Source organism: Cupriavidus sp. TMH.W2 (assembly GCF_050847365.1).
In the GTDB taxonomy this organism is placed as follows: Bacteria; Pseudomonadota; Gammaproteobacteria; order Burkholderiales; family Burkholderiaceae; genus Cupriavidus.
The window spans coordinates 2,269,888-2,284,733 of sequence record NZ_CP193793.1 but is presented as its reverse complement, the minus strand read 5'-3'; the positions used below and the strand labels follow the sequence as shown (position 1 = coordinate 2,284,733).

At 65.6% G+C, this 14,846-nt stretch carries 9 protein-coding genes; 8 read left to right on the top strand and 1 reads right to left on the bottom strand.

All coding sequences use genetic code 11. The annotated features are described in order from the left end of the window. Nucleotides 1–144 precede the first annotated feature (144 nt). The 5 genes from ACREYQ_RS27780 to ACREYQ_RS27760 all read left to right on the top strand — a co-directional run bounded on the left by ACREYQ_RS27780 (nt 145) and on the right by ACREYQ_RS27760 (nt 9,681). Complete coding sequence (locus tag ACREYQ_RS27780) at nt 145–3,495, top strand: ATP-binding protein (RefSeq protein WP_432261179.1); 3,351 nt, start codon at nt 145–147, stop codon at nt 3,493–3,495. A 147-nt stretch (nt 3,496–3,642) separates the two neighbouring features. Then, nucleotides 3,643–4,284 carry a response regulator gene (locus ACREYQ_RS27775; protein WP_432261178.1) on the top strand — a complete coding sequence of 214 codons (642 nt, stop codon included), beginning with the start codon at nt 3,643–3,645 and terminating at the stop codon, nt 4,282–4,284. A 270-nt stretch (nt 4,285–4,554) separates the two neighbouring features. Beyond that, nucleotides 4,555–5,211, top strand: coding sequence for a LuxR C-terminal-related transcriptional regulator (locus tag ACREYQ_RS27770; protein ID WP_432261177.1), 657 nt, complete (start codon nt 4,555–4,557; stop codon nt 5,209–5,211). Nucleotides 5,212–5,313: 102 nt separating this feature from the next. Continuing rightward, on the top strand, nt 5,314–8,628 hold the full coding sequence (locus tag ACREYQ_RS27765; RefSeq protein ID WP_432261176.1) for an ATP-binding protein: 3,315 nt from the start codon (nt 5,314–5,316) through the stop codon (nt 8,626–8,628). A 168-nt stretch (nt 8,629–8,796) separates the two neighbouring features. Continuing rightward, nucleotides 8,797–9,681 (top strand): LysR family transcriptional regulator, encoded by an 885-nt coding sequence (locus ACREYQ_RS27760; RefSeq protein WP_432261175.1) that lies wholly within the window; start codon nt 8,797–8,799, stop codon nt 9,679–9,681. A gap of 39 nt (nt 9,682–9,720) precedes the next feature. Here the strand turns inward: ACREYQ_RS27760 and ACREYQ_RS27755 are convergent, their stop codons facing one another. Continuing rightward, the gene (locus ACREYQ_RS27755) at nt 9,721–10,719 is read right to left on the bottom strand and encodes an NAD(P)H-dependent flavin oxidoreductase (RefSeq protein WP_432261174.1); all 999 of its coding nucleotides are present in this window, start codon (nt 10,717–10,719) and stop codon (nt 9,721–9,723) included. A gap of 366 nt (nt 10,720–11,085) precedes the next feature. On the opposite strand from ACREYQ_RS27755, the gene ACREYQ_RS27750 reads away from it, so the two are divergent. The 3 genes from ACREYQ_RS27750 to ACREYQ_RS27740 all read left to right on the top strand — a co-directional run bounded on the left by ACREYQ_RS27750 (nt 11,086) and on the right by ACREYQ_RS27740 (nt 14,826). Then, nucleotides 11,086–12,201 (top strand): porin, encoded by a 1,116-nt coding sequence (locus ACREYQ_RS27750; protein ID WP_432261173.1) that lies wholly within the window; start codon nt 11,086–11,088, stop codon nt 12,199–12,201. A 70-nt stretch (nt 12,202–12,271) separates the two neighbouring features. Next, complete coding sequence (locus ACREYQ_RS27745; protein WP_432261172.1) at nt 12,272–13,285, top strand: Bug family tripartite tricarboxylate transporter substrate binding protein; 1,014 nt, start codon at nt 12,272–12,274, stop codon at nt 13,283–13,285. Nucleotides 13,286–13,290: 5 nt separating this feature from the next. Continuing rightward, on the top strand, nt 13,291–14,826 hold the full coding sequence (locus tag ACREYQ_RS27740; protein WP_432261171.1) for an AMP-binding protein: 1,536 nt from the start codon (nt 13,291–13,293) through the stop codon (nt 14,824–14,826). The last annotated feature ends 20 nt before the right edge of the window (nt 14,827–14,846 follow it).

Sequence of the window (14,846 nt, the reverse complement as noted above, 5' to 3'; positions counted from 1 at the left end):
GTGGCCGGCAGTTGCGTGGGGTTAACTATCGGATTTCAATGTCATGCATAATCCCGACGTCAGTCCTTCACTTACCTCGGGCGCTTGCTGATCCCCACGCCGCGCGCGTCGCGGCGCCATGCAATGCCCAGACGGAGACCGTCAATGGTCAACTGGCTGTCGCGGGCGCACAAGCAGGTTCAAGGCCACCTGCTGACCGTTGTTGTGGCCTTGCTGATCGTCGTGATCAGCGGCTTCCTTGTCCTGTTCCTCCACAGCCAGTTCCAGCGCATCGTCTGGGAACAGGCGTCGGCCAGCCGCCTGCACTTTGGTGCAGTGCTGGAGGTCAAGGCCACGCACGAGTACTTTGTCCGGCGCATGGCCGAGATCACCGGCCCCGAGTATCGGCTGGTGCGCAGCGACCGGCCGGCCAGCCAGCTCGAAGCCATGCTGCGCGCAGTGCCTGCCGGAAGTGCCCGCACCGTCGAGGTGCCCGGCCTGATCAATCCGGCCACGGTGATGATGGGCGCTCCGGCGCCAGCGGCGGGGCGGCTCGCCACGGCTTCGCACATCGTTCGCTTCGCCATCTTCGAGCGCGCGTACTGGGGCACCGCGCCGCAGGGTGTGCGTTCGGCCTTCGTGGCCGGTGACGGCAGCGAGGCGTTCGTGACACCGCCGCTCCCCGGCGCGCTGGCGTTGAACGGGCCGCTGATTGCCGATGCCGTCGGCAACTGGGCGAAGGCGCTGTCGACCCGGTCGCGCGAGACCCGCCACAAGGCGGTCGCGGCACCGCTATGGGCCGGGCCATATCGGGGATATCCGGGCACCATCGAGCAGGGACAGATCCTGAGCTGCTTCCTGCCAGTCCGTGATGCCGGTGGAAACCTGGTGGCGTACGCCGCCACCGCCATTCCGGCACGCGCGCTGACCGGGAATGTCAGCGTGCCGGGAGGCAGGCGGGCGGTGCTCTTCGATGGCGCAGGGCGGGTGCTCTACCAGGGCGACGACGCTGGCTGGCTGCGCACGCAAGGGCTGGGGGAGCGGGTGGCGAGCGAGCTGGGCCGCAGCCGGCAAGGCGTGGCCTATTGGTTCGAGCAGGGCAGCCTGATGATCGGCAGCATGGCCCGGGACGGCGACTGGCGCGCGGTCTACGCTTACCCGCTGTCGCAGGCGCTGGCGGACCATGGCCCGGCGCTGGCGGCGGCGCTTGTGCTCTACGGGCTTGGCTTCGCCGTGGTGCTGACTGGTGCCGATATCCTGCGGCGCAGGGTATTGGTGCCGATGCAGCGCAATGCGGAACGGATCGAGGACAGCGAGCGCTTCAACCGCGCCGTGATGCAGGCCGCCCCGGTCGGCCTGCGGGTGGTGCGCACTGCGGACGCGCACGTGCGGGCCGAAAACGCGCGGGCCGCGCAGTGGCTGCCGCTCGACACATGCACCGCGGGGCGGCCGTGGCTGGATGAGATGCTGGCGCGGCAGGGCACCGGGCCCGCGCGGCTGGAGTTGCAGGTGCCGACCGGGAACGGAGAGGCACGCGACGTGCTGGTGGTCGGCCGTCATACCCGCTTCGAGGGCGAGGACGTGCTGCTGTGCGCCATCCACGATGTCACCGATGATCGAGAGGCGCATCGCGCCCTGGCACGCGCGCGCCAGCTGGCGGAAGAGGCCAGCGCCGCCAAATCGCAGTTCCTCGCTGCCATGAGCCACGAAATCCGCACGCCGTTGTACGGGATGCTGGGCACGCTGGAGCTGCTGTCGCTGACAGAGCTGGCGCAGGGCCAGCGCGAAATGCTGTCCACCATCCAGGCTTCATCGCAGGTCCTGCTGCAGTTGCTGGATGACCTGCTCGACTATTCGCGCGCCGAAGCCGGCCAGATGGAACTGGATGCCGTGCCCTTCGATCCGGTGGCGCTGCTGGAATCCGTGGTGCGCGCGCAGGCGCCGATCGCGCTGCGCAAGGGCCTTGTGCTGTCGAGTTTTCCGCGGCCCGGGTTGCCCTGGCTGGTGGGCGATCCGGTGCGCGTGCGCCAGATCATCGGCAACCTGCTTGGCAATGCGCTCAAGTTCACCGCGGCCGGACACGTCATCGTGCGCCTGCAGCGGGCGCCGCAACACGTTGCGGCTGGTGGGAATGGCAACACAGCCATCCAGATTGAAGTGGAGGACAGCGGCCCGGGCATTGCGCCAGAGGTCCAGGCGCGGCTGTTCCGGCCTTTCGTGCAGGCCGATGCGTCGACGGCGCGGCGTTTCGGCGGGACCGGACTGGGCCTGTCGATCTGCCGGCAACTGGCTACGCTGATGGGCGGCACGATTACCGTGGCCAGCGAGCCAGGCCGGGGCAGCGTGTTCCGGGTCGTGCTCACGCTGCCGGAAGGCCCGCCGCGCATGCCGCTCGAGCCGCGGCTGCCGCCGGTGGCCGTGCTGGCGGATGATGACGCCGTGCTGGACAACGCGCTGGCCAATCTTGCCGCGCTAGGGTGCCGGGCCATTGCCTGCCCGGGGCACGCCCGCAAACCCGGGATGGTGCTGCTGGTTGCCACGCGCAAGGCCCAGGCCCTGCCCGCCGGCTATGCCGGCGTGGTCTTTGCCCGCGGGGATGGCCCGGCCGAAGCGCAGCCTGTCGCGGGCGGCTGGCTGGTCAGTGCCTATCATCAGGCAGGCATCCTGCGGGCTTTGTGCAGGGCCGCCGGCATGGCACCGGTCAGTGCACCACCGGCGCCGGCCCTGGTGCATCCCACGCCGCAGCTGGGACTGGAGATCCTGGTGGTCGACGACCACCCTTACAACCGGCTGCTGATGCAGCAGCAACTAGAGCGCCTTGGGTGCCGACCGACGCTGGCAGCCGGCGGCGATGAAGGGCTGGCGGTGTTTCACCGGCACAGGTTTGACGTGGTGTTGACGGATGTCCACATGCCCGGGATGGATGGCTACGAACTGAGCCGCCGGCTGCGCGCGGAAAATGCTGCGCTTCCCATAGTCGGGTTGAGCGCGAGCATGGCCGAGAGAGAGGCGCAGCGTTGCCTGGATGCCGGCATGAACCGCTGCCTGTCCAAGCCGATCCTGCTGGGGGACCTGGCCGAATGCCTGCGCGCCGTGCTGCCGGCGCTTGCATCCGACCTGGCCTGCAGAGCTGCGGGCGCGGCCAGCCAGGCCCGCGCGGAGGATAGCCTCGCCAGCATGATGTTGCTGGAGCGCACCATGCGCGACGATTTCCGGCAACTGGCCGCGGCCGCAGGCAGCGGGGAACTGAAGGCGGTCCGCCATCATGCCCATCGCATGCGCGGGGCCATGGCGCACGCCGGGGACGGCGAGGAGATTGTCGAACTGTGCCGGGAACTGGAACTGGGCGCGGCCCAGGCACTCGAGGTCGTGCAAGGCCATGTCGACAACCTGGCTTTGTATCTTGCAGAATACTTTGAAGGTTCTGACCGTCAGAAAGTCGGCCTGCAAGGCGGCCACGAAAGCGCCCGGGAAAGCAGGCAGGAAGGCAAAAAGGATGCGGCCAGAGGCGATTGACCGGATACTATTTAAGTAATCCCTTAATTCTGGTGTTTCGGAAGACTCCTAAACTACAAGTCAGCGAAGATGACCGACATGGAATGCCGGCTCAGTTCTGCGGCGCACCAGCCGCTCGCGGAACCGACAAAAAGCAAGGGGGCAGTAATGATCAAGGTAGTAATTGCCGATGACCACCCCGTCGTCCTCGACGGAATGAGCCGGGTACTGGCGAGTGAAGTGGGCATGCAGATCGTGGGCAGTGCTGCCAATTCCACGCAGTTGGTGGATTTGCTGGAAAGCACGGATTGCGACGTGATCGTGACCGACTACTCCATGCCCGGCGGCCAATTCGGCGATGGCCTGCCGATGCTGCAGATGCTGCGCCGCCGTTACCCCACCACCCGGATCGTGGTCATGACCATGCTGGACAATCCGGCGCTGATCCGCAATATCCAGAAGGTTGGGATTTCCGTGATCCTGAACAAGACCGATCCGGTTCAGGAACTGGTGCCTGCCGTGCGCGCAGCCTTCAGCGGGCTGAGCTACCAGCCGGCGTCGGTGCGCGCGATCCTGGCCTCGGGCGGGCTGGACGAACCCTCGCGCCGTCCGGTGCTGACGCGGCGTGAGCTTGAAGTGATACGGCAATGCGCTGCCGGGGTGCCGGTCATCGAGATCGCGCGCCAGGCCAACCGCAGCAGCAAGACCATCAGCGCGCAGAAGAGCATCGCCATGAAGAAGCTGGGCCTTGGCAACGACTATGAGCTTTACGAATACGCCAGGACCAACGGCCTGCTCGGCGGTACCTGACACCAGTGCGGGCGCCCGGCCCCGATACCCCCGCGCTTCATCCCGCCCCTTGCAGGCCAACGCAACGCCTGCCTCTGCATGTCTCCCCCTGATTTCCGGCTGATTGCATCCCGCCGCCGCTGACGCAGCGCGTCGGCTGCAGCGTGGCGCCAGGCGCGCCATCCCCTCGTCAGAAAATACCGTGGCCTTTTTCAGGCTTGGCTGATTTCGAAAGCCAGGCGGATAGCCCATTCTGAATGCAGGATGACAACGCTGGAGCGTATGGCGGCCATGAAGAAAATCCGGGTGATCGTCGCGGACTCGCAACCTGTCATGCGGCGCCTGCTGGGCCGGCGGCTTGCGGCCAGCGCCAGCATCGAACTGCTTGGCCTGGTGGGTGACGAGCCGGGCCTGGCGCAAGCCCTGCTGCGAGGTTCGTGCGACGTGGTGACACTGCGGTTCCCCCTTGGGACCCCCGGCGACGATGGTCCGTCCAGCTACGCGCGCCTGGGCACGCGGCTCGCCGCGCTGGGCCGGCAGCGCGTGGTCGCCATCGCCAACGTCGCGGATCGTGCCGGCGTGCTGCGGCTGCTCAAGGATGGCTGCCGTAATGTCGTGACCGCCCGTGACAACGTCGACGAGGTCATGAAGGCGGTGTGGATGGCACACCTGAACCTGGCCTCGGTTTCTGAACTCGCCTGTGAACTGATCTGGGGCAGGCCATGCGGCAGCCTGGCGGACGGCGCCGACTGGGCCGAGTTGCTGACCACCCGTGAAAGCGAAGTGCTGCGGCTCTACCTTTCCGGCATGTCCGTCACTGAGATCGCCATACGCACCGGCCGCAACGTCAAGACGATCAGCACGCAAAAGCAGAGCGTCATGCGCAAGGTTGGCGCCGAGAACGACGTGGAGCTTGCCGCCTTCGCCATCCAGCGCGGCATGTTGTGAGATGGCTGGCGCTGCCTGCGGCCACGCTCACGACGTTCCTGGAACTGGCCGGATGCTCCGGGCAGTCGCGATGTCAAAAAGAGGTATGCGATGAAAAGGCTGATGTCTGCCGACAGCAGCTCCGCGTTGCCGTTGAGCATTCGCCAGATCCGATATCTGGTTTACCTGTTCTCGGCCTGCGTGCTGGGACTGACCGTACTGTCCTGGGGCGTGCTGTTGCACTACCGGCTGCGCGAAGCGATCGAGCGGCAGGAGATGGTGCTGCAGTCGCGGTCCGAACAATTGCAGGCGAAGCTGCATTGGGCGGAAGCCCTGACCGTCCGCGCGCAGGGATCGCTGACCCGCCTTGCCGACATCGGCCTGGCCGACGAACTGGCCGCGGTCAGCGATGAGCAATGGACCGACCGCCTGCAGCGCCGCGGCGAACGCCGGTACATCGCGCTGCTGCTTGCTGCGGACCAGGCCGGGACGACGGGCACCAGGCTGAAAAGCCTGGCCGGCATGATGACGTTCACCTTCCGTGTCAACAACCTGCAGTACCGCGACGTGCAGAATGCCTACCTGATCGACCTGCAAGCCGACCAGTTCTACGTCATCCCGCGCCGGCTGGAACCGGCGCGCGCATTGCTGCAGCATGACGACGCGCGCCAGACATTGCTGCATGACACCCTTGCGCGCCTGCGCACTGATGCCCTGGTCGCGCGCCTGCGCGCCCACCCCGGCCAGGCGCAGGTGCTGCCGCCGGCGCAGGACTGGGTCAGCGGCATGCGCACGGTCACCTTCGTCACCCTGGTGCAATGCGAGGGCGAGCCGGTCGCGCTGCTGGCCATGGAGTTTCCGCTGTCGCCGATGCTGCCGGACGGACAGACCGTCGGTGGAGATTTCATGCTGGTGACCGATGCCGGCACGGTGCTGACCGCGGACGGCATGCCGGGCGGCACCCTCGGCCAGCCGGCCGCGGCAACCCTTGCCGCGCATGGTGCGCGTCCGGGCACGGTGCGCTCGGCGCTGGTGCGGCAAGGGCTGCTGGACCAGGTCGTGGTGCTGGAGTACCAGCTGGACGCCTGGGGCTGGCGCACGGTGGGCGTGGTCGAATTCCGCCACCTGTGGCACCAGTTCCGGCAGAACACCTTGTGGATGCTGGGCCTGACCGGTTCGCTGTCGGTGCTGATCCTCGCGTGGATCTGGCTGATCGACCGCCGCATCATGCGGCCGGCGCAACGCCAGTCGTCGCGCCTGCAGGAGAGCGACGCCCTGGGGCGCTTCGTGATTGAAGTGGCGGGCGTCGGCCTGATGATCGTCGAGCGCAGCACGCGGCAGGTGCTGCTGGCCAATGCCGCCGCCCAGTCGATCATCGACCAGGCCACGTCCGCGGGCCTGACGCAGTTGCAGGATGCCTGCGACGCGCGGCTGACCAGCGGCGACGCCGACGTTGACGGGCCGCCGCAGGTGCTGCCCCGTTTCGATGTGGACATGGCCGGCCGCTACGGCGAGACGCGGTCCCTGGAGGTGCGGCTGGTAGAGATTACCTATGAAGGCCGGGCCGCCGTGCTGTGCGCCCTCAACGATGTCACCGAGGCGCGCCGCAGCGAAGCGCGCCTGCGCGAGGCGATCCGCGCCGCGGACGCCGCCAACCATGCCAAGTCTTCGTTCCTGGCCACCATGAGCCATGAAATCCGCACGCCGCTCAACGGCATGCTGGGCAGCATCGAACTGCTTGGCATGACCCGGCTCGATTCGCGCCAGCGCGACCAGCTGGCGGTGATGGAGCACGCCTCGCAGTCGCTGATCGACATCATCAACGACGTGCTCGACTTCAGCAAGATCGAGGCCGGACAGATGTCGCTGCAGCTGCGGCCGTGCCGCCTCGATGAGATCGTCGAGGAAGTGACCCGGCGCTTTGCGGCGGAGGCCGCGCGCAAGCAGTTGCGCCTGCTCTGCGTCAACGATCCGTCCCTGGCCGAGCCGGTGATGGCCGACGTGGTCAAGCTGGAGCAGATCCTGAACAACCTGGTCAGCAACGCGGTCAAGTTCGCCGAGCAGGGCAAGGTCATCGTCACGGCCATGCGCAAGCCGGCAATCGACGGAAACGGTGCCGATGGCGTCGAGATCCGGGTCATCGATACCGGCATCGGCATCGCCGCGCAGGACCAGGGCCGTCTGTTCGAGCCCTTTGTGCAGGCCGAGCAGCCCGACACGCGCCACTATGGCGGCACCGGCCTGGGGCTGTCGATCTGCCGCCGGCTGGTCGAGCTGATGTGCGGCGAGATCCGGGTGGTGAGCGAGCCGGGCCTGGGCAGCTGCTTTATCGTCAGCCTGCCGTTGGCCCGCGCCGGCATCGAAGCGCCCGCGGACGCGTGGCCGCAGGCCGCGCTGCGCGGACTGACGGTCGGCCTTAATGTCACCTTGCGCGAGCTTTACCAGGGTGTGGAGCAGCTGCTGCAGTTCTATGGCGCGCGCGCGGTCAGGTACGATCCCGAAGCGCCGCCGGCGACGCCGGTCGACGTGCTGGTCTGCGACGAGGAGGCCATGCGCCGCTGCACGGATGCCGATGTGGTGGTGTCGGCGATGGCGCCGACTGTGCCGGACCTGACCCAGACGCCGGTGGTTGCATCTCCTTACGCGTGGCGCGGCCTGCTCGCGGCGATCGCCGCCGCGGCAGGCGCGGAGGTGGCGCAGGCGCAGGCAGCGACGCCGGCGCGTGACGACGCGCCCGCCGCGCAACTGGCCTTGCTGCTGGTGGAAGACCACCCCATCAACCAGGTGGTGATGCGCGACCAGCTGGAGAGCCTGGGGCAGTCGGTGGACCTGGCCGGCGACGGGCCCGAAGCCCTGTCGCTGGCATCCGGACGGCGCTATGACCTGATCCTGACCGATCTGCAGATGCCCGGCATGGACGGCTTCACGCTGGCGGGGCGGCTGCGCGACGCCGGCCATGCCATGCCCATCGTCGCCATCACCGCGAACGTGGGCCCCGATGTGACCGAGCGCTGCCAGCGGGCCGGCATTGACCGCTGCCTGACCAAGCCGGTCGGTCTCCCGACCCTGCGCCAGCTGCTGGAAGACCTGTCCGGCACCCACCTCGGAACGCGGAGCGCGCCCGGCCAGCATCCAGGCGGCGACGCCGTGCTGCAGGCCGATGCGCTGCGCCGCGACCAGCGCGCGCTGGCCGAGGCGCTGATCGCGGGCGATGCCGAAGCCTTTGCCCGGCGTCTGCACGGGCTGGCCGGGGCCCTGTCGGTGATGGGCCATGCGCTGCAGAGCCAGGCTTGCCGCTGGCTGGAGCAGTCGGTGCGGCGCTCGGGGCTGGCTGCCATTGGCGCGGACTGGCAGGCGTTCCATGCCGAACTGGAGCAGCTGGCGGACGGGCTGGAATTGCAGGGCGGCAATCATGCGCCCGATCTAAGGCATGCCTGATGGCGTGGCCAGGCGCACGCGCGGACCGCCGGCTTGCACATATGGTAGTCTCCTCATCCGGCCATCCTGTGACCGGGATGGATTGGCAACGAGCCAGAGACAGACTGCGATGGTGATGCTGAACAATGAGCACGCGTCCCTGTCAGGTCGCGCACAAGTGCCGGCATCATGATCAATATCAGCCATATCTACGCCTTTCTTGAGTTGCTGGAAAAGCGCAATTTCAACGCGGCGGCCGAGAGCCTGCATCTCACACAATCGGGCCTGTCGCGCAAGATCAATGCGATTGAAGAGCGCGTGGACCAACGGTTGTTCGAGCGGACCACGCGCCTGGTGCGGCCAACCCGCGCGGCGCTGACGCTGGCGCGGCACTGGACCGAGGCGATAGCCCACTACCAGGCGGGCCTTGCCGAGATCAGCTCGCCGGATTTTGATCTGAGCGGCCCGTTCCTGGTCGGCGTGAGCGCGACCTCACGGTACGGCGAGTGGCAAAACCTGAGCGATATGTTCGTCAAGGCCTTCCCGACCGTAACCGTCCGCATCGAGACCATGCCGTCGCAGGACGTTGCCGTCTGCGTCCGCAACGGCGATCTGCATGTTGGCTTCTGTGGCGGCCCGATCACGGACGAAAAACTCGGTGTCGTTCGCATCGAGCAGATCCGATATCGCGCCTTGCTCTCGGAACAACACCCGCTGGCCTCACGTCAGTCTTTGCACCTGAAGGATCTGCAGGGCGCCTCCGTGAGCCTTGTCAGCGCCAAGACCTGGCCACGGGTGCGCGAACCGCTGGATGCGCTGTTTGCCCGGCACGGACTTCAGGTGTCGGTTGGATTTGAAAGCAACTTCCTGGACCTGGTCCTGAAGCACATCATTGAGCATGGCGGCATTGGCGTCCATCCGGTGGCGAAGAACTATCTTCTGCCAAGGGGCGTGGCTTTCGCCGGCATCGCGGATCTCGACCTGATTCTTGAGAACTTCTGCATCTGGCGAAAGTCCTCGACCTCGCCGGTAGTCCGGAGCATGGTCAACCTGGTAAGACGCCAGTTCGCCTGATCCACGCCGCTTGAGGTGGGGCAGGTCAATACATTCTGTCTAGACGCCAGCGCCCTGCAGCGGTATGAACAGCTTGCGCTGCATCGCGGTGGCGGCGTCGCGGTATTCGGTTTCAAGCGTGGCAACGATTTCCGCGACCCGCTCCCGATGCCGGATCGACCCACACCCGTGCCCGCAGCCCCGGATGTCTTTCCAGACCTTCACATTGCCGTCGCCCGTGCTGCGGTACTTCCTTGTTTCGTCGCTGAACGGGGGCAGCCTGTCAGGGTCGAGGTTTGCCTTGATCAGGCTTGGCCGCAGGTAATTGCCGTGAATGCCGGTGAAGGCGTTGGTGTAGACGACGTCCGCCGCCACGCTCCCGATGACCTCATCCTTATGCACATTGCTGGCGCCCGATTCGTGGGAGGCGAGGAAGCGGGTGCCCATATAGGCAAGGTCGGCGCCCATTGCCTGTGCCGCCAGCACGTCGCGCCCCGTGGAGATCGCACCGGCGAGCAGGATTGTGCCGTCGAAGAAGGCCCGCACCTCATTGATCAGGGCGAACGGGCTGCGGTCCCCGCCTTGTCCACCTGCCCCGGCGCATACGAGGATCAGGCCATCCACGCCCATTGCCGCTGCCTTCCTGGCATGCCGGACGCTGGTGACATCGTGGAAGATGAGCCCGCCGTAGGCGTGTACCTCCTGGATGATCTCTTGCGGCGGCGCTTTCAGGCTTGTAATGATCAGCGGCACTTTGCTTTCCACGATCGTAGCCAGATCCGCCTGCCAGCGGGTGTTGTGCTCACTCATCACCTGATTGACGGCGAACGGCGCGATCTGTTGCCGCGGATTCTCCTCTTGTGCCTGCGCGATGCGCTCGCGAATCTCGGCGATCCAGTCTGCCAGCTGTGACTGCGGGCGGGCATTGAGGGCAGGGAACGCGCCGACAATGCCATTGACGCATTGCTCCACAACCATGTCGACGCCGGAACTGATGAACATCGGCGAGCCCACGATGGGTAGGCGAAGGGAATGCTGAAGCACTGCTGGGATTGCCATGGGATCTCCTGAGGATATGCAAAGGCGCCAATCGGGTGGGCACGCGGAGACTATATGGGCCACGTACTAGCGCAGTCCAATGCGCATTCGTGCCCTATTGATGCGGATCGCGCATTGCTGCGGGGTGCCGCCAGACCCTTTGTGCCCGCTGCATATCGGCCCGGCATTGATACCCATCAGTCATCAATATCGCCAGCCTTGTCATTGGACTCGGGCACGGCTCGCATGAAATAGTCCTCTCACCGTCACGCCACCCGAGAAGCCGGTCGACCAGGTTGCTCGGACACATACAAAAACAACTGGCGGGAAACCAGGCGCGACGTACGGGTAAACGCCATCCATAACATAAGAGAGGAGACATTGCGCATGAAAGGGACGTCCATCTTGCTCGCTGGCTTGAGCACACTTGCCGCGACAGCCCATGCACAGTCGAGCGTGACGCTCTACGGAGTTGCCGATATCAATATCGAGTATGTGAGCCACCTGGGTACGCAGACGCCAACGCCTGCCAACGGATTCAACGCTGGCGCAGCAGGCAGCGCCTACCGGCTCACCTCCGGCGGCCTGTCCGGATCACGATGGGGCTTGCGCGGCGTGGAGGACCTTGGCAATGGCCTGAAGGCACTTTTTGCCCTGGAGAATGGCTTCGGGCTCGACGACGGCAAGCTGCAGCAAGGGGGCCGTCTTTTCGGTCGGCAGGCCTTTGTCGGCCTGGAAAGCGCCAGCCTCGGCAGGGTGACCTTCGGACGCCAGTACACCACGCTCTTCTCTGCGCTCGCCAACTTCTCGCCCACGGCCTATGCCGGGCAGTATGAGCCGGTGGTCGCGCAGCTTGGCTTTAATGTCCGGTCGGACAACACGGCCAAGTACACCGGCACGTTTGGCGCCATGACAGCCATTGCGCACTGGTCATTCGGCAACGGCGTCACCGGAAACGGTGAAGTCCCCGGCCAGTTCCGCCGCGACACCGGATACGGTGCTGCCCTGGCCTATGCCTCTGGCTCCTTCGGCGCGACCGTTGCTTATGACCAGTTCAACCCGACGCTCACCGCCGGCGGCAGCACCGGTACGTTCAAGAAGGCCGCGGTGGCCGCCAGCTATGCCGCCGGCCCCGCCAGGGTCATGGGCGGCTACCGCTGGGGCCTGAACAAGGATGCCGCTGGCGCCACTCTCTTGCGGGATGACTACTACTGGATCGGCGCGAACTACCCGGTGACCGCGGCCCTGGCCCTGACCATCGCGTACTACTACGATGACGTCAAGAACCTGGCGGGGACCCATATCAAGAATCCATGGCAAGCCCTGGTCGTCGCCGACTACAGCCTCAGCAAGCGGACCGATCTTTACCTGAGCACCGCCTATGCAAAGCATGCGGGCCTGAACCTGGACACCTCCGCGATCAGCTTGGCCAACGGGTACTTTCCCGGCAACGGCAAGGACAATATGCTCGGCGTAGCGCTCGGCATCCGGCATATCTTCTGACGCAACGGTCCACGGTGTCTCATCATCGGTCCGGTCCCCATATCCTGCGCACCCAATGGAATTCACGGCTATGAACATCATGCTCTCTCGTGCCGCACCCCAATACCATGCCCTGCTTCTGGCACCACTGGCCTTGTCGCTCACATTCGGGCTGCCTGGAACCGCTGCAGCGGAGTCGGGCAACCCGTTCCCGTCGAAGCCCATCCGCATCATCACGCCGTTCCCTGCGGGCGGATCGACAGACAATTTCCTGCGGCCAATTGCGCTGCGTATCGCCAGGACGCTGGGGCAGCCCGTGGTAATCGAGCCCCGGCCAGGCGGCAACACGATCATTGCCACGAGCGCTGTCGCCAAGAGCGCGCCCGACGGATACACGCTGCTGATCGCCGTCAACACTCTGCTCACCAATGCTGCGCTCTACCACAAGCTGAGTTACAACACCGCAACCGATCTCGTGCCTGTGACCTATCTCGGGGAAGACGGATTCGCCATCGCAGTGAGCGGTTCGCTGCCCGTGACCAATCTCGCCGGACTCATCTCGCTGGCGAAGTCCAGACCGGGCGGCCTGACCTATGGCACCTCGACCACGGGAGGGACCACGCACCTGGGCCCGGTGATGCTCGAACAGGCGGCCGGCATCAAGCTGACCCAGGTTCCCTACAAGGGCGGCCCAACGCTGCTGAGCGACCTCGGCTCCGGCATCATCGACCTCGCCTTTGACGGATACAGTGGCCTTGCACCCATGGTGCCGAGCGGCCGGGTCAGGGTAATTGCCCAATCAGGGAACAAACGCAGTCCGAGCATGCCGGATATTCCGTTGGCTTCGGAAACTCCGGGCCTGGAGAAATATTCCCTGAAATTCCATGTCGGCGTGTATGCGCCGGCCGGAACACCCAGGCCGGTGCTGACGAGGCTCAATCTTGCCTTCCGCCAGGCCGTGGCGGAGGAAAGCAAGTCGAACTCGACCGCCTTCAACCTGGATCCGCTGAACCTCGATGTCGACGAATCCGCCCACTATTTTCAGAAGGAGCTGGCATTCTGGACGGACGCTGTTCGCCGCTCCGGCGTCACCATTCAGGAGTAGCGACTGTGCCGCAGAATCTGACGATGCATCCGTCATACTTTGGAAAGCACACGCCGGATACCGTGTGCGCGGTATTTGCCCAGGATGGCTCGACGCTGACATACGGGGAACTGGAGCGTAGCGCCAATCGCGGGGCACGCCTGCTGCGCGGCCTTGGTTTGCGCGAAGGCCGTTCGCTGGTCTTCTGCCTGGAGAACGATCCGTCTTTCCTCACCGTTGCGCTTGCGGCCCAACGCATTGGCGTGTACTTCACGCCAGTCTCCACGCGGGCGACAGCCGAAGAGCTGGCCTACATCGTGGCCGACAGCCAGGCGGATGTCCTGGTGCTTTCAAGCGAAAAGGCCGCGGCGCTGCAAGGGCTGGACACGCTGGTCGACCCCGCGGTGCATCGTGTCGCCTGCGGACGGGACGTGGCGGGCTACCTGAACTGGCAGCGGGCCGCCCAGTCATTCACCACCGATGCTTTGACCGATCCGGTCTGTGGTGAAGTCCTGCTCTATTCGTCGGGAACCACTGGCAAGCCGAAAGGCATCAAGCGCCCGGTGGCATCGCGCGCCTATGATGCCGCCGACCCGCGGATCGCAAGGCTCGGCGAACGGTGCAACCGCGACTCTGTTTTCCTGTCCACTTCGCCGCTGTATCACAGCGCTCCATATCGGTACGCGTGCGCCGTGCTGGCTACGGGCGGAAAACTTGTCGTGATGCCGCGATTCGACCCGGAGGCGGCATTGCAGCTGATCGAGCAATACCGATGCACCGACAGCCTGTGGGTCCCGACCATGTTCGCGCGGCTGCTGCGCGTTCCCGACGACGTGCGCCGGCGCTTCGACCTGTCTTCGATGCGGCTTGCCGTGCACGGTGCCGCTGCATGCCCCATCCACGTCAAGGAGGCCATGATCGCGTGGTGGGGTCCGATCCTCTACGAGGTCTACGCGGGGACTGAAGGGGTCGGCCAGTGTGGCATCGATTCCGCGGAGTGGATCACGCACAAGGGATCCGTCGGCCGCCCGGTTGATCCGCCGGCGCGGATCCTCGACGACAACTGGCAAGAACTGGGAGCGGGACAGGTCGGCACGATCTACTTCGAAGGGACTGGCAATTTCAGCTACCACGGTGACCAGGCGAAGACCGATGCCGCGACCAGTCCACAGGGGTGGCGGACCTATGGCGATGTCGGCTACCTGGACAGCGACGGATACCTCTACCTGACGGGTCGAAAGTCTTTCACCATCATCACAGGTGGCGTCAATGTGTATCCGCAGGAGGTCGAGGACGTGCTGGCCATGCATCCTGCCGTGGCCGACTGCGCGGTCTTTGGCGTGCCTGACGATGATATGGGCGAGCAGGTGAAAGCCGTCGTCCAGACCGTCAACACGCAAGATGCTGGCCCGACGCTTGCGCAAGAACTCATGCAATGGTGCCGGGGCAAGCTTTCCGGGATCAAGTGTCCGAGAACCATTGATTTTGATGCCGAGCTGCCACGTGAGCCGAACGGGAAGCTGTACAAGCTCAGGCTCCAGCAGCGCTATGCCAAGCAATAGGCGAACCCAGATGAACAGGA